The organism is Flavobacterium soyae, assembly GCF_045348165.1.
GTDB classification, from domain to species: Bacteria; Bacteroidota; Bacteroidia; order Flavobacteriales; family Flavobacteriaceae; genus Flavobacterium; species Flavobacterium soyae.
In genome coordinates, this window is the sequence record NZ_CP150845.1 from 1,697,751 (window position 1) to 1,718,862 (window position 21,112).

14 protein-coding genes are annotated in these 21,112 nt (G+C 34.6%); 3 read left to right on the plus strand and 11 right to left on the minus strand.

Going from position 1 to position 21,112, the window contains the following annotated elements:
• Positions 1 to 67: 67 nt before the first annotated feature.
• Entirely contained in the window at positions 68 to 2,116 is a 2,049-nt protein-coding gene (locus AABD74_RS07490; RefSeq protein WP_406845123.1) for a M16 family metallopeptidase, read from the minus strand.
• A gap of 12 nt (positions 2,117 to 2,128) precedes the next feature.
• Positions 2,129 to 3,451: a M16 family metallopeptidase gene (locus AABD74_RS07495; RefSeq protein ID WP_406845124.1), complete on the minus strand. Its 1,323-nt coding sequence runs from the start codon at positions 3,449 to 3,451 to the stop codon at positions 2,129 to 2,131.
• 276 nt (positions 3,452 to 3,727) lie between these two features.
• Here AABD74_RS07495 and rplU point away from each other — a divergent pair, with 276 nt between their 5' ends.
• Positions 3,728 to 4,165: a 50S ribosomal protein L21 gene (gene rplU / locus AABD74_RS07500; protein WP_073412831.1), complete on the plus strand. Its 438-nt coding sequence runs from the start codon at positions 3,728 to 3,730 to the stop codon at positions 4,163 to 4,165.
• A 24-nt stretch (positions 4,166 to 4,189) separates the two neighbouring features.
• A complete protein-coding gene (gene rpmA, locus AABD74_RS07505) occupies positions 4,190 to 4,450 on the plus strand; it encodes a 50S ribosomal protein L27 (protein ID WP_008466657.1) in 261 nt (86 codons plus the stop codon).
• A 333-nt stretch (positions 4,451 to 4,783) separates the two neighbouring features.
• Here the strand turns inward: rpmA and AABD74_RS07510 are convergent, their stop codons facing one another.
• The 3 genes from AABD74_RS07510 to AABD74_RS07520 form a co-directional block, all read right to left on the minus strand.
• Entirely contained in the window at positions 4,784 to 5,239 is a 456-nt protein-coding gene (locus AABD74_RS07510) for a hypothetical protein (protein WP_406845125.1), read from the minus strand.
• A 68-nt stretch (positions 5,240 to 5,307) separates the two neighbouring features.
• Positions 5,308 to 8,067: an AsmA-like C-terminal region-containing protein gene (locus AABD74_RS07515; RefSeq protein ID WP_406845126.1), complete on the minus strand. Its 2,760-nt coding sequence runs from the start codon at positions 8,065 to 8,067 to the stop codon at positions 5,308 to 5,310.
• Positions 8,068 to 8,117: 50 nt separating this feature from the next.
• Positions 8,118 to 8,699, minus strand: coding sequence for a tRNA-(ms[2]io[6]A)-hydroxylase (locus tag AABD74_RS07520; RefSeq protein ID WP_057117541.1), 582 nt, complete (start codon positions 8,697 to 8,699; stop codon positions 8,118 to 8,120).
• A 113-nt stretch (positions 8,700 to 8,812) separates the two neighbouring features.
• On the opposite strand from AABD74_RS07520, the gene AABD74_RS07525 reads away from it, so the two are divergent.
• Complete coding sequence (locus tag AABD74_RS07525) at positions 8,813 to 10,057, plus strand: glycosyltransferase (protein WP_406845127.1); 1,245 nt, start codon at positions 8,813 to 8,815, stop codon at positions 10,055 to 10,057.
• Positions 10,058 to 10,606: 549 nt separating this feature from the next.
• Here the strand turns inward: AABD74_RS07525 and AABD74_RS07530 are convergent.
• The 6 genes from AABD74_RS07530 to porU all read right to left on the minus strand — a co-directional run bounded on the left by AABD74_RS07530 (position 10,607) and on the right by porU (position 21,017).
• Positions 10,607 to 12,454: a leukotriene A4 hydrolase C-terminal domain-containing protein gene (locus AABD74_RS07530; RefSeq protein ID WP_406845128.1), complete on the minus strand. Its 1,848-nt coding sequence runs from the start codon at positions 12,452 to 12,454 to the stop codon at positions 10,607 to 10,609.
• Positions 12,455 to 12,569: 115 nt separating this feature from the next.
• On the minus strand, positions 12,570 to 14,213 hold the full coding sequence (locus tag AABD74_RS07535) for a 2-oxo acid dehydrogenase subunit E2 (protein WP_406845129.1): 1,644 nt from the start codon (positions 14,211 to 14,213) through the stop codon (positions 12,570 to 12,572).
• A gap of 4 nt (positions 14,214 to 14,217) precedes the next feature.
• Entirely contained in the window at positions 14,218 to 15,216 is a 999-nt protein-coding gene (gene pdhA / locus AABD74_RS07540) for a pyruvate dehydrogenase (acetyl-transferring) E1 component subunit alpha (protein ID WP_232677811.1), read from the minus strand.
• A gap of 157 nt (positions 15,217 to 15,373) precedes the next feature.
• The gene (gene cdd, locus AABD74_RS07545) at positions 15,374 to 15,856 is read right to left on the minus strand and encodes a cytidine deaminase (protein ID WP_406845130.1); all 483 of its coding nucleotides are present in this window, start codon (positions 15,854 to 15,856) and stop codon (positions 15,374 to 15,376) included.
• Between the two features lie 77 nt (positions 15,857 to 15,933).
• The gene (gene porV / locus AABD74_RS07550) at positions 15,934 to 17,139 is read right to left on the minus strand and encodes a type IX secretion system outer membrane channel protein PorV (RefSeq protein WP_232676206.1); all 1,206 of its coding nucleotides are present in this window, start codon (positions 17,137 to 17,139) and stop codon (positions 15,934 to 15,936) included.
• Between the two features lie 41 nt (positions 17,140 to 17,180).
• Positions 17,181 to 21,017 carry a type IX secretion system sortase PorU gene (gene porU, locus AABD74_RS07555; protein WP_406845131.1) on the minus strand — a complete coding sequence of 1,279 codons (3,837 nt, stop codon included), beginning with the start codon at positions 21,015 to 21,017 and terminating at the stop codon, positions 17,181 to 17,183.
• Between the last annotated feature and the right edge of the window lie 95 nt (positions 21,018 to 21,112).

Below are 21,112 nucleotides of genomic sequence, written 5' to 3' on the forward strand. Positions count from 1 at the left end.
TTTGAACTTTGACAAAGCCTATGAGAAAAAAAACTTAGAATCTTAGCATCTCAGAACTTTAGCCTCTCTAAAGAAAATCTGCCTCAGAAACCCCTTCATTAATCTTGATATCTGTCATTTTGATATCTAATTCAAAACCTACATTTTGAACTAAGTTAAAAGGAACTTTAACACCTTTTACTTCTCTGTAATCGTTGAAGTTTGTGATTTGCGTAACCGATTTTCCGTCTTGTTCACGAAGTTTCGATTTTGCTACTTTCAACCCAGATTTTACATCATAATAATGAGTTGTATTGCCATCTTTTATGGCATAAGCATCGCTTCCGTTAATTGGTTCAATGCTGTTTACTTTTAAGTCTGTTCTTTTTACTAATTGTAACTCTTCAAAAGGAGCAGCATTTGCTTTCATTTCTTTAAGGTCATCGCCTTCAAGGTTTTTACGTTTTCCTTGCTGTTCAATATAAGCGCCTTTATCATTTACAACCTGTTTCATTAAATTCATAGTTCCCATAGAAAGTGAAACCATCATTTTTCCTTTAGAATCAAGTTTTGAAGTAAAAGTCAGCAGGGCGGGAGCTTGCGGAACTTTTGTTGTTCCATCCATATAAAGTGTTTTTACGGCAGTTACTGCTTTTTCTCCGCCAATAGCTTTGATGTAATTTTCGAAAACAGTTTTTGCAGTAATATCTGCGGGAGCTTCTTTTTTAACAGCCGGTTTTTCAATTGGGTTTCCGTATTTATCAAAATAATAAATCGGAATTTGAAGTTTTTCTAAGCCAGAAATTACATCAGAACCTTTTCCAACAACAACAATTCGCATATTGTCAAGTAAAAAATATTTGTTTGCCACACGATAAATATCGTCGGCAGTTACATTGGTAATTGTTTGAATGTATTTTTCGTAGAAATCAGCCGGAAGTTTTTCTGTTTCAATGTTTAAAGCATAACGTGCCACAGCCTGAGGTTTTTCTACCTGCATAACAAAACGCCCAATATATCCTGCTTTTACATTTCTTAAAACTTCTGGATCAACTCTTTCGGTACGAACTCTTTTAATTTCTTTTATAAACTGAACAACGGCGCTGTCTGTTACCGCATTACGAACCGCAGACGAAGCCTTGAATTTGGTTACATATTTTCCGCTTCCAATACTTGAATTTGCGCCATAAGTCCACGCGTGCTGTTCGCGTAAATTCATGTTTAAATAACTGTTGAAATCACCCCCTAAAATTTGATTTGCAATTACAGCAGGGAAAAAATCAGGATCGCTCATTTTTAAATTTATAGTATTTACCAACGAAATCTCTGATTGAACCGCATTTGGAACATCTACAAAATCAATTTGAAGTTTAGATGCATTTTCAGGATTTGGATAGGTATTTTTTGGAGCGGCTTGTTTTTTCCATCCGCCGAAAAGTTTCTCTACAGCTGTTTTGGTTTCTTTGAACTTAACATCTCCAATAATAACTAAATAAGCATTTTCGGGTACAAAATAAGTGGCGTAATTTTTTTGAACATCTTCAAGCGTTACATTCTTCACAGTTTCTTCAGAAAGGTATTCACCGTTAGGATGATTTTTTCCAAAAGCTAAAACATCAACAACGCGATTGGCAATTGCCGGAACGCTTTTTTCATCGGCTTTAAGTCCTTCTAATAATTTTGCTTTTTCTTTATCAAATTCAGTTTGCGTGAAATTTGGCTGTAAAGCACCTTCGGCTAAAAGCTCTAAAACACGTCCTGAATATTTGGATAAAGAACTTGCAAAAGCGCCTTGCGATGTAAAATTGATGTTTGCACCATAAAAATCAATTTCTTCATTAAAAGCTTCTTTCGCAGTTTTTTTGGTTCCGTTACCAATTAAACTGCTTGTTAATTCGTCAACACCTTTTTTGTTTCCTTCTGTAAATGGGGCATTGTCCAGTGTAAGGTTAAAACTTACTCTTGGTAATTTATGGTTTTCGACAACCAGAACTTTCATACCATTTGCCAAAACAAAGGTTTGAGGTTTTTTAATGTTAACTACAGGCGGGTTTCCTGGTTTTGGTTGTGGACGATCTTGTGCTTGCATAATTCCAGTTAGGAATAAAATGATTAAAAATGTATATAGATTTTTCATGATTCGATATTCTTAGTTTTGCGATTTTGGGGTAGGAATATAATCTAAAATTAAGCGCTGATTTGGATTTAAATACTTCTTGGCAACTTCTCTAATTTCTTCTCTCGTAATAGAATGGTAAATATCAATTTCGGTGTTAATTAAATTTACATCTCCATAAAGTAAATAATACGAAGCCAGGTTTTCTGCAATTCCTTCTACGCTAGAATTAGCGTTCACAAAATTGTTATCGAATTTGTTTTGTAATTTTTCGTAATCTTTCTCAGAAATTAAATCGGTTTGAAGCTTTACGATTTCTTCATCCATTTCTTTTAAAATATCGGCTGTAGTATTTGGCGCCATTGGCAATCCATATAATATATAAGTTCCGTAATCTTCCTGACTAAAACCAACAGCACCTATTTGAAGCGCCATTTTTTTATCATCGACAATTTTTTTATACAATTTTGAACTTTTACCATCGCTTAAGTAAGATGAAATTAAATCTAATACTCTTGCGTCCCTTGTTTTCATAGACGGTGTTCTATATGAAGCAACAATCATCGGAATCTGAATATTCGGATCTTCGTATGTTGCTTTTATAGTCTGTGTAATTGGCTCTTCGGTAAAAGTTTGTTTTTTAACCTCTTCACCTTTCGGAATTGGTCCAAAATATTTCTGAACCCATTCTTTGGCTTTTGTTTTATCAAAATCTCCAGCAACGACTAAAACTGCATTATTTGGAGTGTAGAATTTTTTATTAAAAGCCTGAAATTCTTCAAGCGTTGCTGCATCTAAATCTTTCATAGAGCCAATTGTGGTCCAGCGATACGGATGGTTTTTAAACATGTTCTTTTTAACCTCCGGAAGAATATTTCCGTAAGGCTGATTGTCGTAACGCATTCTTTTTTCTTCTTTAACCACTTCATTTTGCGTGTCAACACCAATTTTATTAATAATTGGGTGCATTAATCTTTCAGATTCCATCCATAAACCCAGTTCTAAATTGTTTGATGGAAAAACTTCATAGTAATACGTTCTGTCGTCAGAAGTATTAGCGTTGTTCACGCCGCCATTTGCGGTAACGATTTTCATCCATTCGCCGCGTTTTATATTTTGAGTTCCTTCAAATAATAAATGTTCGAAGAAATGTGCAAAACCAGTACGATCCGGTCTTTCGTCTTTTGAACCTACGTGATACATTACAGAGGTAATAACTACCGGTGCCGAAGGATCATTATGCAGAATAATATGCATGCCGTTATCTAAATTGTATTCTTCAAAAGCCACCTTTTGAGCATGAGCTACTCCGCCAAGCATTAGTGCTGCACTTAACATCATTATTGAATTTTTCATAAAGATTAATAAATTTAAAATACCTAATAAAATAGTAGGTAGCCAAGAGTTGATTATAGTTACATCAAAAATAACTTTTTTTAATTATCATTTAGAGGTTTATCTTTGTTTTGATTGCAATTTAACAATCTTTTACCTCTAATTTAAGATAAAAATCCTTTGAAATGCCTTGAAAAACAACAGTTAAACTACTTAAAATATTTTTGGTATAAGAGATTGCACAGTAAATTATTAGTTGTATATTTGCAACCTTAAAAATCAATAAATCAATTTGGTATGTATGCAATCGTAGAGATAGCAGGGCAACAATTTAAAGTAAGCAAAGACTTAAAGGTTTATGTTCACCGTTTAGCTAATGAAGAAGGTTCAAAAGTTTCTTTTGACAAAGTTCTTTTATTAGATGATAATGGAAATGTAACTTTAGGCGCCCCAGCTATAGAAGGTGCTTCAGTAGAAGCTAAAGTGTTACAACACTTAAAAGGTGATAAAGTTATCGTTTTCAAAAAGAAAAGAAGAAAAGGATACAAAAAAAGAAATGGTCACAGACAATATCTTACACAAATTGTAATTGAAGGTATTACTGCAGCAGGAGGAACTAAAAAAGCAGCAGCTAAAAAAGCGGTTGTAGCAGAAGAAGCAGCTACTGAAGAAGTAGAAGCTCCAAAGGCTAAAAAAGCGGCTCCAAAAGCAAAGAAAGAAGCTACTAAAGAATAATAACAATATTTAAACTCATACGTCATGGCTCACAAGAAAGGTGTCGGTAGTTCGAAGAATGGTAGAGAATCAGAATCAAAACGTTTAGGCGTTAAGATTTATGGTGGTCAAGCTGCTATTGCTGGAAACATCATCGTTAGACAAAGAGGTTCAAAACACAATCCAGGTGAAAACGTTTACATTAGTAAAGATCACACTTTGCATGCAAAAGTTGATGGAGTTGTTAAGTTCCAAAAGAAAAGAGATAACAAATCTTATGTTTCTATTATTCCTTTTGAGGCATAATTAACAAGATTTACTTTTTATAAAAAACCCGTTCTGAAAAGATCGGGTTTTTTGTTTTTTATTACTTTAAGATTTTAAGATAAAGGAACCACAATCTTGTCATCCCGAGGAACGAGGGATCTTCGCGAGTAGCTCCGCAAAGATTGGTCTTTGCGAGAAACGAAGCAATCTCACGTGCTAAATCAATTGTGGGTCATTGTTAGTGCGGTTGCTTCGTTCCTCGCAATGGCAAATCGCAAAAAAAAACCTTTGTAAAAGTTTTAAACTTTGACAAAGTTTAAGATGAGATAAATGATGTTTATTGAAAAGATTGAGATTTTGAAGTGTACTTTCTTAATTCTTTTTAAGATGTTTGTAGATGTATTTTTCTAATTCTTTTCCTTCGAAAGTATGATTTTCAAATTCAAAATATACTCCGTTTTCATTGTTTTGTTTTAAGGTAAGTGTTATATCGGCACCATTTTTTTCAATGATATAAATTTCAACCCATTTACTTGGTCGATTGTTTTCGATATATTTTGCATTTGCTGTATTTACAATTTTACAAAATTCAGGAGTTTCATTTTTGTTTAATGAAAATGAATATTCTTTATAGAAATCAAATTGGTTTTCATTCCATATCCATCCTCCATTTCCATTATGAATTTTGGATATATTACTACTAATAATAGTTGCTTTTTTAGAAGTATCAAAAGAAGCTTTTTTGTAATAAAATATATTAAAAATAGACCAAACAAATCCTAGGTTCGCAATTACAATAATGAAAATTAAGAGTTTTCTTTTGTTCATTTCAATTTATGAAAATATAGAATTACATTTTGGAATTTGGAATTTCTAAATTTGTAATTTAAACTTACCTATTCAGTATCCTTAGTTTCTTCCAAATCCTCAGTTTTACGTCCTACTTTTACTTTAGGATTGTCCTGAGTTCCTGTCACGGTTAGCGGGATTCCAAATATTCCCAATGGCGGCAGACCTAAACGCATTTTTAAATTCAGTTTTCCGTCTAAACTTGTTGTTCCTTCAATTCTTGGTCTAAAGCCTGCAAATTTAAATTTGAAGCGCTCTACCGTCATAATGTTATTCTTGATCGTACTTTTGATGTCTACTTTTGAAACATCCGGATTTTTCATCGATTCGGAACTTGTTTGTTTGCTTACCGCATTGAACATCTTTAATCCACGTACTTTTACATCTTTTACAGAGAGTGTTCCGCCACCAACAAGTGAAGGGTAAACAGGTTCCATATTCCCATTTAATCGCCCTTTTAATTGATAATCTAACGAAACAATTCCTTGTGCTTTTTCGGCAGCGCTTGCCATTTTTCTAAAAACTTCAATTTCGTTGTATGCTCTTTTAATATCAAAATCCGATGCTTTTATAGCATAATCAAAGTTTGCTTTTTGCGGTGTTACAGCCTGATAGTTGGCATTCATTGCAACCTTACAGCCTATTAAATCAAATCCTGTGTTCTGCATGGTCAATTTACCTTTATTCATGGTTAAATGTCCGGTTGCATTTTGAAGGTTTAACTTGTCGAAATTTACTTTTTGGGCATTGGCTAATAATTGTAAATTCAGGTTTGTTGGAATAATGATAACGCCGGTTTGTGCAGTAGTTTGAGTTTTTGTTTCTGGTTTTGGTGCTGAATTTTTTGTTACCGAAGCATCTGCAGACGTATTCGACATAAATTCATCTACATTAATATATCGTGCCGAAATTTTAAACGAACCTTTTAAAACTCCTGTATTTGTTGTTACGTAGTTGAAAACATTTTGCAGATAGCCATTCATTTTAAAATCAGATTGTCCATAGGCGGCCAGGAAATTATTAAATGACATTTTATCCTGATTGATTTTGAAAATTCCTTCTTTAATAATGAATTTTTTAGGAAGATATTCTGATGAAATCCCTATGTTTCTTAATTCCAGCGTTCCTTTATTATGCAGTTTGCTGTAGTTTCCTTTTTCGGCATCGCTTTGTTTTCCTTTTAACACTAAATCAGCTTTTACAAAACCGTCTAAATCTAATCCTTTTTGAGAGAAAACTTTATAGATTTTATTTACATCCAATTCGCCTTTTGCTTTAATGTCGTATGTTAAATCATTAAAGTCGCTTAAATCAGCTTCTACAAAAACAGGTTTTCCTTCAAAAGTAAACTGAGCAGGTTTTAGCTTTATTGTTAAATCTTCAAAAGTTCCTTTTTGATTGTCGATTTTTGATTTTATAATAATATTGGTAATTGGGTTAGGATAATATTTTGTTTTCACATATCCATTTTCTAAGTCAAAAACACCTTTTGTAACAGGGAAAAGTTTATTTTTTTGATCGAATTTTCCGTTCGCCTGGATATCTCCGGCTAAAGATCCTTTTAGTTCTATATCAGGAATTCCGAGTGCTTTTGTTAATTTGCCAAGGTCAATCTTAGCTTTAAGATCCGCATTAATTTCTGGTGTGTTTGCACCTTTTACAAAGAATTTAGATTTTATATAATCCTTATTAATGTTTAAGGATAGGTTTTTTGCATCAACAGTTAAAAGATCCGGGTTTAAAGACGGAACTTTTGTTTGAACTTCTAAATTTAAATTAGAAACAGGAAAAGCACTTTTGTTATAATTCACAAATCCGTTGTCAATTTTTACGTCAAGATTTAAGTCGGGAGCAATATTTTGCGAAGTAATATAATCTCCTTTTAGAGTAAAAAGTAAAGTGGTATTTCCTTTTAATTCTGTTTTAGAAAGCCATGTAATATATTTTGGCGGAAAAGCTGTAAATACATCATATAAATCACTGTTGTCAGATTTAATTACAAAATCCATATTGTAACCATCTTTTAAAATATCGAATTTTCCTTTAAAATCGACCATAAGCTGATTGATTTTTAAGTTATTCTGCTGGAAGAAAAAAGATAAGGAGTTGATGTTTACTTTAGTAATTAAATCAGCATCAACTTTTTTATTCATTAAATAAGGTTCATCTTCATAAATAATATTTAATTTTTCAATTTTTGCTTTTGAGTATAAATCGAAAACAGCCTTGTTTAAATCGCCTTTTCCTAAATAATTAAAACCTAAAGCATCAAAATGGACTTTTGTTGATTTGTCATCATAGATAATTTTACTGTTTAAAATCTCAATTCGTTCCAGTTTTAAAGCAGTATCAGTACTGTCTTTTTTTTCTGCGGTTTTGGCTTGTGATTTGTAAATATTGTAATTCGCTTCTCCGTTTGGATTGACTTTTACATTGATAAAGGAGTCTGATAGATAAATCTGGTCAATTTTTACCGATTTGCTAAAAATCAAACTGGCTACATTTATCCCAAAAGAAACCTCTTTTGCAGTAATGAATTTTTCATTTTTGTACGGTGCAGAACCGTTAAGACTTAAATTATCTAAGGTTAAGGTTAGAGATGGAAAATGACGAAAAAAAGAAACCGAAACATCAGAATAATTAAGTTCTGCGCTTAGTCTTTCGTTTGCTGTTTTTTTGATCTGTTCTTTAATTTGATCTTCAAAAACGATAGGCGTTAAAAATAATAGTGCTAAAATAACGGCGAAAGTTATCCCTAAATACTTCGCAATTTTGAATACGATTGATCTGGATTTACTTTTTTGCATAGCAATTTGTGGTGTTTAAATAAAAAAATAGAGTAAAAAAAGAGCGTAATTTATCCGTGAACAGTTTCTTTTTTACCATAATTGGTAATAATAGAACCTTCATATTCAATCCATTCTTTCCATCGTTTATCGATGTCGATATTGTCCTGATATTTTCTGGCAAATCCTAAAAAAGTGGTATAATGTCCGGCTTCAGAAATCATTAAATCGCGATAGAATTTAGCTAATTCTTCGTCTTTTATGTTTTCTGAAAGCACTTTAAAACGCTCACAGCTTCGGGCTTCGATCATGGCCGAAAATAATAAACGGTCGCAAAGCGCATCACGTCGGCTGCCGTCTTTTTTCATGAATTTAAAAAGCTCATTTACGTAATGGTCTTTTCGTTCGCGTCCTAAAGTAAGGCCGCGTTTTTTTATAACATCATGAACCATTTGTAAATGCTCCAGCTCTTCGCGTGCAATTACAAGCATTTCGGTCACTAGTTCTTCTAATTCAGAGTTATAAGTCACAATACTGATTGCATTTGAGGCTGCTTTTTGTTCGCACCATGCATGATCAGTTAAAATTTCTTCAATATTCGACTCGACGATATTGACCCAGCGAGGGTCTGTAGCTAATTTTAATCCCAACATAATTTCCCGACATTTTAGTTCTTGCAAAATTAGTGTTTTTTATTACTAAAATCAGGAAATATCGTGCAATTACGCTCAAAAAAGCATTATTTTGTAAGTTGAAATATATTACAATGAATCAGCTAAAAAAACTTCTTATAATTGGGTTTGTCTGGCCTGAGCCAAATTCTTCTGCGGCAGGCGGAAGGATGATGCAGTTAATTTCTATTTTCGCAGCAAATGGATTTGAAATCACTTTTGCCAGTGCGGCTTTAGACAGCGATTTTATGGTTAATTTGTCTGAATTTGGAGTTGCCAAAAAAAGTATCGAACTCAATTCTGCCAGCTTTGATGATTTTATAATCGAATTAAATCCCAATGTTGTTTTGTTTGATCGTTTTATGATCGAGGAACAATTCGGCTGGCGGGTAGCTGAAAACTGCCCAAATGCAATCAGAATTTTAGATACTGAAGATTTGCATTGTCTGCGAACGGCACGACAAAAAGCTTTTAAAGAAAATCGAGATTTTGAAATAGTAGATTTGTTTTCTGAAGAAGTGGCAAAACGAGAAATTGCCAGTATTTTAAGATGTGATTTATCTTTGATTATTTCTGAATTTGAAATGAATATCCTTCAAGATGCTTTCAGAATAAATAAAGTTTTACTTTTCTATCTTCCTTTTTTAGTAGATAAAATGTCTGAGAATGATCTTTTGAAATTGCCTTCATTTGAAGACCGTAAGAATTTTGTTTTTATTGGAAATTTTCTTCATGAGCCCAATTGGAATACAGTTCAATACTTAAAAGAAGCGATTTGGCCTTCGATAAAAGAGGAATTTCCCGAAGCTGTTTTAGAAGTTTATGGCGCTTATCCGTCACAAAAAGTATTGCAGCTGCATCAGCCTAAAAATGGTTTTTTTATTATGGGAAGAGCAGAGGATGCAAACGAAGTGGTGAAGAAAGCACGAGTTGTTTTGGCACCAATTCGTTTTGGGGCTGGTTTAAAAGGGAAATTATTAGAAGCCATGCAATGCGGAACGCCAAGTATAACTACTTCAATTGGTTCAGAAGCGATGCATGCAAATTTGTCTTGGAGCGGATTTATAGAAGATGATGTGCTTGAATTTGCTAAAAAAGCAATTGTACTTTATCAGGATGAAAATCTTTGGAAACAAACTCAAAAAAACGGTGTTGCCATTATTAATGAATGTTATCAGAAAGATAAATATTCAAATGAGTTAGCGGCTTTGGTAAATTCATTATTAATGGATTCGAAAAGCCATCGTCTTCATAATTTTATGGGTAATTTATTGCAGTTTCATGCTTATAAAAGCACAATGTATATGTCAAAATGGATTGAAGCGAAGAATAAAATTTAGTTTTCAGTCTCAGTTTTCAGTCACGGTCTCGGCTTTTGGTCTTAGTATACAGTTTTGTTTTGTAAATTCCCTAAAAATATAATCAGGATTTAAATAATTATAATTTATCCCAGAGGGATTTCATATCGGTAGAAAGAAAAATTACGATCGTTTTTATTGTCCCGTCAGGAACTAGACCAATTCGACATAACGTATAGTCCCTGACGGGCAATGTCATTAAGTTAAGAGGAAATCTATAAAATTACTTAACTGTTTAATTAAGAAAGTCATTAGAAAAATCAGTTTTTATCAGCGTTTTCGCTTTAGCGAATCAGTAAAATCAGCGTCTAATTGTGACGCGGATAAAACAGATTTACTTCGTAAAAACGCTGATAAACACGGATTTGATTTGCAATAATTTTATTTTCTAAAAGTTTAACTTAATGACATTGTCCGTAGGGACAAATAATTTTAATGCGTTATATTTTTTTCTACCGATATGAAATCCCTCTGGGATATGAAATACAAATTGAAATGCTGCTATAAAACGAAGTTATTCGTAATTATCTTTTATTTCAAAATACCTTCAACAGCCTGAATAGTTGTTGCATGATAACCAGATTTTGCTTTTTCGAAAATTTGATTTGCCCAAACTTTTCCTTCTGGTGTTTTAACCATTTCTTTATAAAGCATCATCACAGATCCTGTTCTGCTGATTCCAATTAAAAATTGTTCAATTGCAGGATAAGCAGGTTTATATTGGTGAATTAGTGCCTGAACAAACCATTGGCGCTTGATGATGAAATTTCCGCCTTTTGTAAAGTTGAATTCATTGTCAATTGCTTCCATTTCTTTTGCTGTGATATCAGCAGGAAGATGATCTATAAAGTGCTGTTTTTCTGCTGTAGTTGTAATTTTTTTGCTTAAACCTGCAACACCAGTCTCTCTCCAGCTTTTTTGAATTTTGTCGATAGCATCAAAATCCACTGAACTTACCGGAAGAATATTTGATGGAATTCCCGGTTTGTAAATCCAGTCTTCTAATTTGATTTTATCAGCTAATGTTTTGTCGCCTTTGATAAGATTTTCGTTTAAATATTTTACGAAATCTTCTGTAGTAATTGATTTGAAAGCATGTGAATCAAAATAATTCTTAATGAACGGATCGAATTTGTCACGTCCAACAGCGTTTTCGATAACTCTTAAAAATGCATATCCTTTTACGTAAGGAATTTGGCTGATTCCATCGTCAGGGTTTCTTCCTGTCAGCGAAACTTTAAGTCTTGTATCAGGACTTGTTTCTCCATATTCTGCTACGTTATCAACTAATTCTTTGTTTGTGATAACATTTTGCATTTCAAATTCTTTCTTTCCGAAAATAGCTTCTCCAATGCGATGTTCTACATAAGTTGTAAAACCTTCGTTTAACCAAATATCATCCCACGTTGCATTTGTAACTAAATTTCCGCTCCAGCTGTGGCCTAATTCGTGCGCTAATAAGCTAGTTAAGGAGCGATCGCCTGCAATAACGCCCGGAGTTAAGAATGTTAAGTTTGGATTTTCCATTCCTCCGTAAGGGAAACTTGGAGGTAAAACCAAAACATCGTAACGTCCCCAACGGTATGGACCGTAAAGTTTTTCGGCAGCGACAACCATTTTTCCAAGTTCTGCAAATTCCCAAGCCGATTTTTTCAGCATTGATGGTTCAGCATAAACTCCGGTTCTGTTGTCGATAGATTGAAATTCAATATCTCCAACTGCAATCGCCATTAAATAAGACGGAATTGCTTTGTCTTGTTTAAAAGTATAAACTCCGGTATCATTTTTCTTCTGCGGATTTACAGCGCTCATTACGGCTAATAAATCTTTAGGAACGGTAACTTTTGCATTATAGGTAAAACGAATTCCCGGTGAATCCTGACATGGAATCCATGTTCTTGACCAAACGCTTTCTCCTTGAGAGAAAAGGAAAGGTTTCTTTTTGTCTGCAGTTTGTGCCGGTAAAAGCCATTGTAATGCAACAGCATCTTTAGTTGTGCTGTAATAGATGTTTACTTTGGTTGTATTTGGTTCAATGGTAATGTGAAGAGGTTTTCCGTGAAATTCGACGTCTTTCCCAAGTTCAAATTTGGTTTCTTTTTCATCGTCGCCTAAAGTTACTTTTGTAATGTTTAAAGTGTTTTCGTCAAAAATAATTTCATTTCCTTTGCTGATGTTGTCAATTGTCCACGAAGCTTTTCCTGAAATTGTCTGTGTGTCAAAATCAACTTTGATGTCAAGATCAAGGTGTTTAACTACAGCAAGTTCTGGTTTAGAATAACTGTGCTCATCAACAACGCTGGTTGGTTTTTCTGTTTGTTCTTTTTTCTGGCAGGCTATTGCTGTAAGAAACAAGATTAGAAAGGCTAGTTTTTTCATATTATGAAGTATTGAATTTTGAGGATGAAAATTAAACAAAAAATCCCGTTTTGAATAAACAAAACGGGATTTAATTAAATATTACCTTCGACTTCGCTCAGGCTGACATAGGAAATTACGCCAACATTGTAACTGGGCTTTCGATGTATTGTTTTAATGTTTGTAAGAACTGAGCTCCAGTTGCACCGTCAATTGTTCTGTGGTCACAAGCTAATGATAACATCATTGTGTTTCCAACTACGATTTGACCGTTTTTAACTACTGGTTTCTCAACAATTGCACCTACAGAAAGGATTGCAGAGTTTGGCTGGTTGATAATTGAATTGAATTCAGTAATACCAAACATTCCAAGGTTAGATACTGTAAAAGTACTTCCTTCCATTTCTTGTGGCCCAAGTTTTTTGTTTTTAGCTCTTCCCGCAAGATCTCTTACAGCGGAACCAATTTGAGATAAACTCATGGCGTCTGTAAATTTCAATACAGGAACTACTAATCCGTCTTCAACTGCTACAGCTACACCAATATTTACGTGGTGGTTGATGATGATTGCATCTTCTTTCCACTGAGAATTGATTTTTGGGTGTTTTTTCAATGCTAAAGCACAAGCTTTAATTACCATATCGTTGAAAGATACTTTTGTATCCGGAACAGTATTGATTGTTGCTCTTGCGCCCATCGCTTCGTCCATGCTTACTTCGATCACTAAGTTGTAGTGAGGAGCAGTAAATAATGATTCAGCAAGACGTTTTGCGATGATTTTACGCATTTGAGAGTTTTTGATCTCTTCTGTGTAAACTTCTCCGGCAGGAACAAATATTTTTGCAGCAGCAGGAGCAGAAGCTTCTTCTTTAGCAGCTGGGGCTGAAGCAGTAGCTTGTGCTTGTGCAGATGGAGTAAAGTTCTCGATATCGCTTTTTACGATACGTCCGTTTTCTCCAGAACCTTTAACTTGGTTCAATTGGATTCCTTTGTCAGAAGCGATTTTCTTAGCTAAAGGAGAAGCTAAAATTCTTCCTCCGTTAGAGTTGTCAGCTACAGCAGTTTCTGGTGCTTTTTCGGCAGCAGGAGCAGCTTTTGTTTCTTCTGCGGCAGGAGCACTTGCAGCGCCTCCGGCAGTATAGTTGTCAGCAATTCCAGAAATATCAGTTCCAGCTGGTCCAATAATAGCTAATAAGCTGTCAACAGGGGCAGTGTTTCCTTCTTGAATTCCGATGTATAATAATGTTCCAGCATTGAAAGACTCAAACTCCATAGTAGCTTTGTCTGTTTCAATTTCTGCTAAAATATCACCTTCAGCTACAGCATCACCCACTTTTTTCAACCAAGTTGCTACTGTACCTTCAGTCATAGTGTCGCTCAAACGCGGCATAGTTACTACTACAACACCTTTTGGCAATTCAGCTGCAGCTTTTGCAGGAGCAGCAGTTTCTGTTTTTGCTTCTGCAGCAGGAGCGTCCGTTTTTGGAGCTTCAGCAGCAGCAGGAGCATCACCACCAGCTAAAAGAGCAGAAATATCTTCTCCTTCTTTACCAATGATTGCTAATAATGAATCAACCGGAGCAGTTTCTCCAGCCTGAATTCCAATATGTAAAAGAGTTCCTTCGTTAAAAGATTCGAACTCCATTGTTGCTTTGTCTGTTTCAATTTCAGCTAAGATATCTCCTTCGCTAATTTTGTCGCCTACTTTTTTTAACCAAGTCGCTACCGTTCCTTCCGTCATAGTATCGCTCAAACGAGGCATTGTTACTTTAATCGCCATGATGTTATAGTTTATGAGGTGTAAATGGATAGTCTTCTTGTGCGTATACTACATCGTATAATTGTTGTAAGTCTGGATATGGAGATTCTTCAGCGAATTTCGCACATTCTTCAACTAAGTCTTTAACTCTTTGGTCAATTACTTCAATTTCTTCTTCTGTAGCATATTTTTGATCCAAAATTACATCAAGAACCTGAGTGATTGGGTCAATTTTTTTGTACTCTTCAACCTCTTCTTTAGAACGGTATAATTGAGCATCAGACATTGAGTGTCCTCTGTAACGGTAGGTTTTCATTTCAAGGAAAGTTGGCCCGTCTCCACGACGCGCTCTTTCGATAGCTTCGTGCATTGCTTCTGCAACTTTTACTGGGTTCATTCCGTCAACAGGTCCGCAAGGCATTTCATAACCTAAACCTAATTTCCAGATATCAGTGTGGTTTGCAGTTCTTTCTACAGAAGTTCCCATTGCATAACCGTTGTTTTCAACGATAAATACGACTGGTAATTTCCATAACATAGCCATGTTAAAAGCTTCGTGTAAAGAACCTTGTCTCGCAGCTCCGTCACCAAAATATGTCATTGTAACTCCGCCGGTGTTGAAATATTTATCAGCAAAAGCCAATCCTGCACCAACAGGAATTTGACCACCTACGATTCCGTGGCCTCCGTAAAAACGGTGTTCTTTAGAAAAGATGTGCATTGAACCTCCCATGCCTTTAGAAGTTCCTGTTACTTTTCCTAAAAGTTCTGCCATTACGTTTCTAGGATCAACTCCCATACCAATTGGCTGAACGTGATTTCTGTATGCAGTAATCATTTTGTCTTTAGTCAGGTCCATAGCGTGCAGAGCGCCTGCTAATACAGCTTCCTGACCATTATATAGGTGTAAAAAACCTCTAACTTTTTGTTGAATGTATAATGCTGCAAGTTTGTCTTCAAACTTTCTCCAAAGCAGCATGTCTTCGTACCACTTTAAATATACCTCTTTTGTAACTTCTTTCATCTGAATTCTTTCTTTTGCTAAAGTTGTTTGTGTTATCAATTGTTGCCTGTAACGCAAAATAGTTTCCTCCCACAAATTTGCGCCCGAAAGGTCGGGATGCAAAAATAAGACATTCCATTTAAGAACTAAAATTTAAAAGGTCTTTTTTGGCTTTTTTTTACAAGAACTTTTTATCAAACATAAAAGGGAGCAGATTTTTTAGGGATGCAGATTTGTAAACTTCACCAATTTCGCCCATAAAATAAATTTCTATAGGGGTGTCCTGCCTGATTTCATATTCTGCAATCGACTGACGGCAAGAACCGCATGGTGGAATTGGAGCCTGGGTTTGATTTGTATCTGAAGCGGCTGTAATTGCCATTTTTAAAATTTTGGCTTCGGGATAAGCGCTTCCTGCATAAAAAATAGCCGTTCTTTCTGCGCATAATCCTGACGGATATGCGGCGTTTTCCTGATTAGATCCTAAAATTATTTTTCCATTATCGAGAAGCAGGGCAGCTCCAACTCTAAATTGTGAATAAGGGGCATAAGCTTTTTTACGAATTTCGATAGCCTGATTCATTAAATCTTGTATGTCCTGCGAAAGCTCATTGATGTTATCGTAAATAGTAAATGACGATGTAATGCTAATTTCTTTCATTGTTTTTTATGGGAAAAAAAATCCAAATTCCTAAAAATTTAGAAATTTGGATTGTAATTGTTTTTTATATTATTTGTTTAATAAACTTCGTATTTGTCGCCAAAGTTAAAAGTTAAAGAGAAACGAAGTGTATTTTCTAAAGGATTTTTAACTTTTGATGCAGAGAATAAGTATGAAACATCAACTTTTATCATACTGTATTTAAATCCTGCTCCGAGAGAGAAAAATTGTCTGGCACCTTTTTCAGGGCTTTCATGAAAATATCCTACTCTCATTGCAAAGGAATCCTGATACATATATTCTGCTGCTGCGCTATACGTTATTTCTTTAATTTCTTCACTAAAACCTCCCGGAGCATCTCCAAATGATTTGAAAATTCCTTCTACCCAGCCGGTGTCTTTGTATTTGTTATAGCTGATTGCGTTTGCTTCAGCCTGCGAAATGTCACCCGGATCTGTAAAATCACCGTCTCCGTCTGCATCGTAAGGGGTTCCTGGTCCCGGTGGAGTTGGAACTAATAGTTTAGTAAATTCAGCACTAACACTAACTTTATTATAATCATCTAAAATAAAATCAAAACCTCCTCCTAATCTTAAATTGGCTGGTAAAAAGTTTGAGCTTAAATCATCATTATCGTAGCTGATTTTTGGACCTAAATTTTGAATATTGAAACCTGCTCTCCATCTTCCGTTGAAATCGCTGTATGCAATTTCTTCTGATTGATAAAAACCGGCAACATCTACAGCAAATGAACTTGCAGCCGAAGCATCAACTTCGCCAGAAGGAATTTTTAAATTTGAACTGATAAATCTACCGGCAACTGCCATCGAGAAGGTTTCACTTAATTTAAGAGAGTAGGAACCGTCTAATGCAAATTCATTAGGACTTACTTCTCTTGTTGCTTCGTTTGGGTCTCCGGTTTCTCTTAGTTCAATTCCTCCAAAACCAAAATAACGAAAACTTGCTCCAAAGGCACTTTTTTCATTGATTTTGTTGTAATACGTCAATTGTCCAAGCGAAATATCGTTGGCAAGATCAGTTAAATACGGAGTATAACTTATTGAAAGCCCCTGTGCATCTTCTGCGAAAGCATATTTTGCAGGATTCCATTGTTGGGAAAAAGCATCTGAAGAAGTGGCAACTCCCTGATCTGCTAAACCGGCTGCTCTTGCATCGGCTGCGACTAATAAAAAGGGAACACCGGTTGTAATGGGTTCAATGTTTTGGGCTTTGGCGAAAGAAATTACTAATAAACAAATTAATAAAAGTGATATTTTTCTCATTTTTGGGACTAATGGTATTTATGTTACAAATATATATAATATTATAGAATGACAAGTTTTTCGTATTTTTCTGCTTTTTTGTTTGTTAAGTTCGATTTTACAGTCAGTTTGTAAATGTAAACTCCTTTTCCAATTCGGTCGCCAAAATCGTCTTTTCCATCCCATGTTATTTCCCTTGATAAAAAGCCTTCGGTTGTAATGATCTGGTTTTTTGTCCAAACCACTTTGCCTGTAATTGTCATAACCTGAACCTGAACATCTAAAGGTTCATATGGTCTATTGTGTGAAAACCAAAATTGTGTGTATGTTGAAAAAGGATTAGGATAATTGAGCACGTGTGTCAATTTTAATTCTTCATCACCAACCACGACAAATTGTATTTCGCTTGTTACGGGATTGTTATAAACATCCCATGCCGTAAAACTAATTGTATGCAATCCGGCAGATAAATTTCGTAACGGAAAACGTAAATTTCCATTCGTATAATCATCTAATTTTGTTTGATAATAATCGTTCAAAATATACGGGTTACTTACGTCTCCATCCAGAACTGCTATGATGTCATGACCAATTCCGCTGGCTGTATTTATACCATTTTCATCTTCTAAAAACGCTAACAGAAAAGGCGATGCATTTGTAATTCCGCCAGATACAAAAGTTTCATCGTTCATATATAACTTAACTTTTGGACTTATATTGTCCTGGGGTGCATTTTCATTTATTCCCCCAATTTTTATCACATTATTGTAGCCTGATTGATTCTCAAGTATTTGATTTCTTTTGGAATAAAAACTAATTCGGCCGTTATCAACAGGAATACGGATATCCCTAGGTACAACAAAGCTAAACTCAAACTGGCCGTTGGTTACAGAGGCATTTCCTCTAAATATAGTTTCTCCAAGGGTTTTAAATGACATTGCAGGACTATATCCATCATTATTTAAAGTCGTAGAGGTAATCATTTTGTCGAAAATAGCCGTAGCAAGTTCCCCATTATAATTGCTTAAAAGAACATTGTTTTCGTCTGTAATTTCACCCGAAATTTTAATTTTTGATAAGGATTTGAAGTCAGGAATAGGCTGCGAAATCACAATATCGTTTACTTTCGTTAAATTAATTCGCGGTTTCGGAATGGCTAACATCAAAGCCGGATCTCCTATATATACAACAACATTACTCGAAGAACTTGGGTTTTCATTTTTTGAAATTCGAAGTGATTCTGCAATACTGTTATATTGATTTGAGCCGTATGAAAGCAGGTTTTTGCTTAAGCTGTCATTGAAATTTTCGGCATTAAATTGCCCAATAGTTCTAATTGTTGTCAGCATTGAAATTGCACCGCCCTTTGGGTTCCAAAAAGTATATTCGCCGGCAGTTGGCCGGGTAGGGTCATCAAATCTTGAAAATTCGCAGGTAATTGTTATAAATAATGGATACTTATATTGGTTGTTCAGGTTTTGCCCGTCTGATTTTTCCCAGATTCTTTCACCTGCTAATCCATCTTCACCTCCGTGGCCTAAATAATTAAAAACCAAAGCGCCTTTTTCAAAAGCATTAAAAATATCAGTTCTCGCCTTTGGATATCTTGATCCGCCGGCAGAAGCTTCTTGTGTATAAGAATCTAGAAGTACCTTGTCGATGTTTAAAAATGGTTTTTCAACAGCTATTACATCGGCTAAACTATTTTGACGGGATTGTAATGAAGCATCAGAGCTTTGGTCAGAATCATCACTGATTAAAACAAAATTATTTCTCCAGTTTCCGTATGATTTTGTGTCGTGATATTCCAGAACTTTATTAACCATTTCCTGAGCCTGCGCATTGTCTGACACTAACATTCGGCCAACAGCAATGTCAATTCCGCCAAAAGGATATGCAACAATTCCTTCATTAGAATCCATAAGTCCGTAAAAATCGTCAGAAGCAAATGCGGCTTCACCTGTAGAATTACTTACCACAGATTGATATATAGGTACAACGTTAGTGTTGTTCGAAATACGATCTTTATAATCATAAGATGCATCACCAAATAAGTTTACATATTTTATTCTTTTATCTGAAGAAGAAGCATTGTTGTAAATATATCGTACACAATTTCTAATTGCAGCAATATCTTGTTTGCCTGATGAAAACTCCTGATAGATATCTTCTAATGAAATTACTTTTACAATTAAATTTGAATTGTTTCGATGAAAATTAGCCAGTCTCTCGGCTTGTGAGGCTAAAGATTTTGGAGTTATAATGGCGTAATCAATATCCTGAAAACTGTTTTGATTGTTTTTTAAGAGTGTTCCTTTTAAATTTTGATTTGCGATTTTTGACTGGCCTTCTTTTAATGGAGTATAATAATCGGCAGGATCAATAGCGATGTAGTTTCTAATTTCACCCAGATTAGCTTTAAAGCTAAAAGAGGCTTGATTTGCATTTTCAACTTTTGATACATTATATAGGTCTGTAATATCCCAAATTTGAGAAATTCCCGATGCATTCCCAATAGTATAATTTACAATTCCTGCTGTTGAACCGGCTAAATTGTATTGAAATTTAAATTGTTTGCCTATTCCTAAAAGTCTTCTTTTTGCAATTAGATTAATATAATCTAAATATCCTTTTGAGCCGGGCACACCATTATTATTATAGGTAAGTCTTATTTTTACACTTTCGGCACCTGTAAATGTAGTGTTTGCGGGAAGTTTGTTGGTCAGATATTTAATTTCTGAACTTGCTGTTAAACTTGCAAAATTTAATGTTGCGATATTTTGTCCGTTTGCAGTAACAATAAATGAAGTTGGTGTAAAAGCGGCCGAAGCTGCGTTTAATTCAATTTTTACAGGTATGGTGGTGTCAAGATTTGGAAAATTAAAACTAAATTCCTGTTCCTGATTAATGTCAAATGATTCTCCCAGCCATTGACGCCCCAGATGAACAATATTGGTCTGATCGATTTCATGATATTGATAGTCATCAAACGTGTTTAGTTCTAAAGTGCTGTTGGGTGTTGGCTGAGTCAGGTTCGCAATTCTTTTTCCATCATTTCCCGATGCAGTAACATAATAATAAGACCTATTACTATATAGGTTTAAATTAGTCTGGCTTTCATCGTTCCAGTTTTCTACACCTTCTGCATAAAATAGAATATAATCTTCGTTATTAAAAGTACCGTCGTCTTCACCAATAATTTGAATGGCATTTTCGGTTAAATCCTCCGGATAATAAGAGCTGTTAGTCAAAGGGACCATTCTTCCTCCATTTCCATAAATTTTAATTCTTCTGGGGTCAGTTGTACTTGGATCAAAACCCAGGCTTTGCAGAAATGTTCGTGTGATTTTATAAACTCCGGATTTTTCTACATAAAATCGATACCAGTCTCCAGAAGCTAAAACAGAATTTGAAATAATCGCAGCTTTTTGAAATGCTGAAGAATTGCTGCTTTTTGCTGAAACATTACTAATTTTGTAAGAAAAAGACCTTATTCTTTTAAAGCTGTTTCCGTCTTTTATAATAGGATAAAGAGACAGAAAAGCTTGTTTTGTATCTCTTGAATTAGTGATTTTTATCGTTTCAGTTGTCTTATTTGGAATATTTTCTATGGCTAAATCTCCTAAATCAGTTCTCGAAACCAATTCGAAATTTATATTTGTAATTTCTACAGAACTATTGTCTGCGACGGTTGACTGATGCAGATTAAGCAGCAGTGTTATGCTTTTTTTTGTAAAGTCGAAGCGAAAAGCGCTTCCGGAAAAGTAGGGAATAATGATTTTGCTGTCGCCGTAATTCATCTCTTTTTTACTCTGCCAATCGAGTGTTAAGCTCCCATTTATCTGGGAAAATGATAAGATTGGAAGTAGAAAAATGTATAAGATTATGGCTTGTTTCATTAGCTTAAAAACCGAAATTTAATTAAAATAAAATTAGTAAGTAAAAATATAGTATTTAATGTTATAGTAATAATAAAAAGTATATTTTTGCGTTC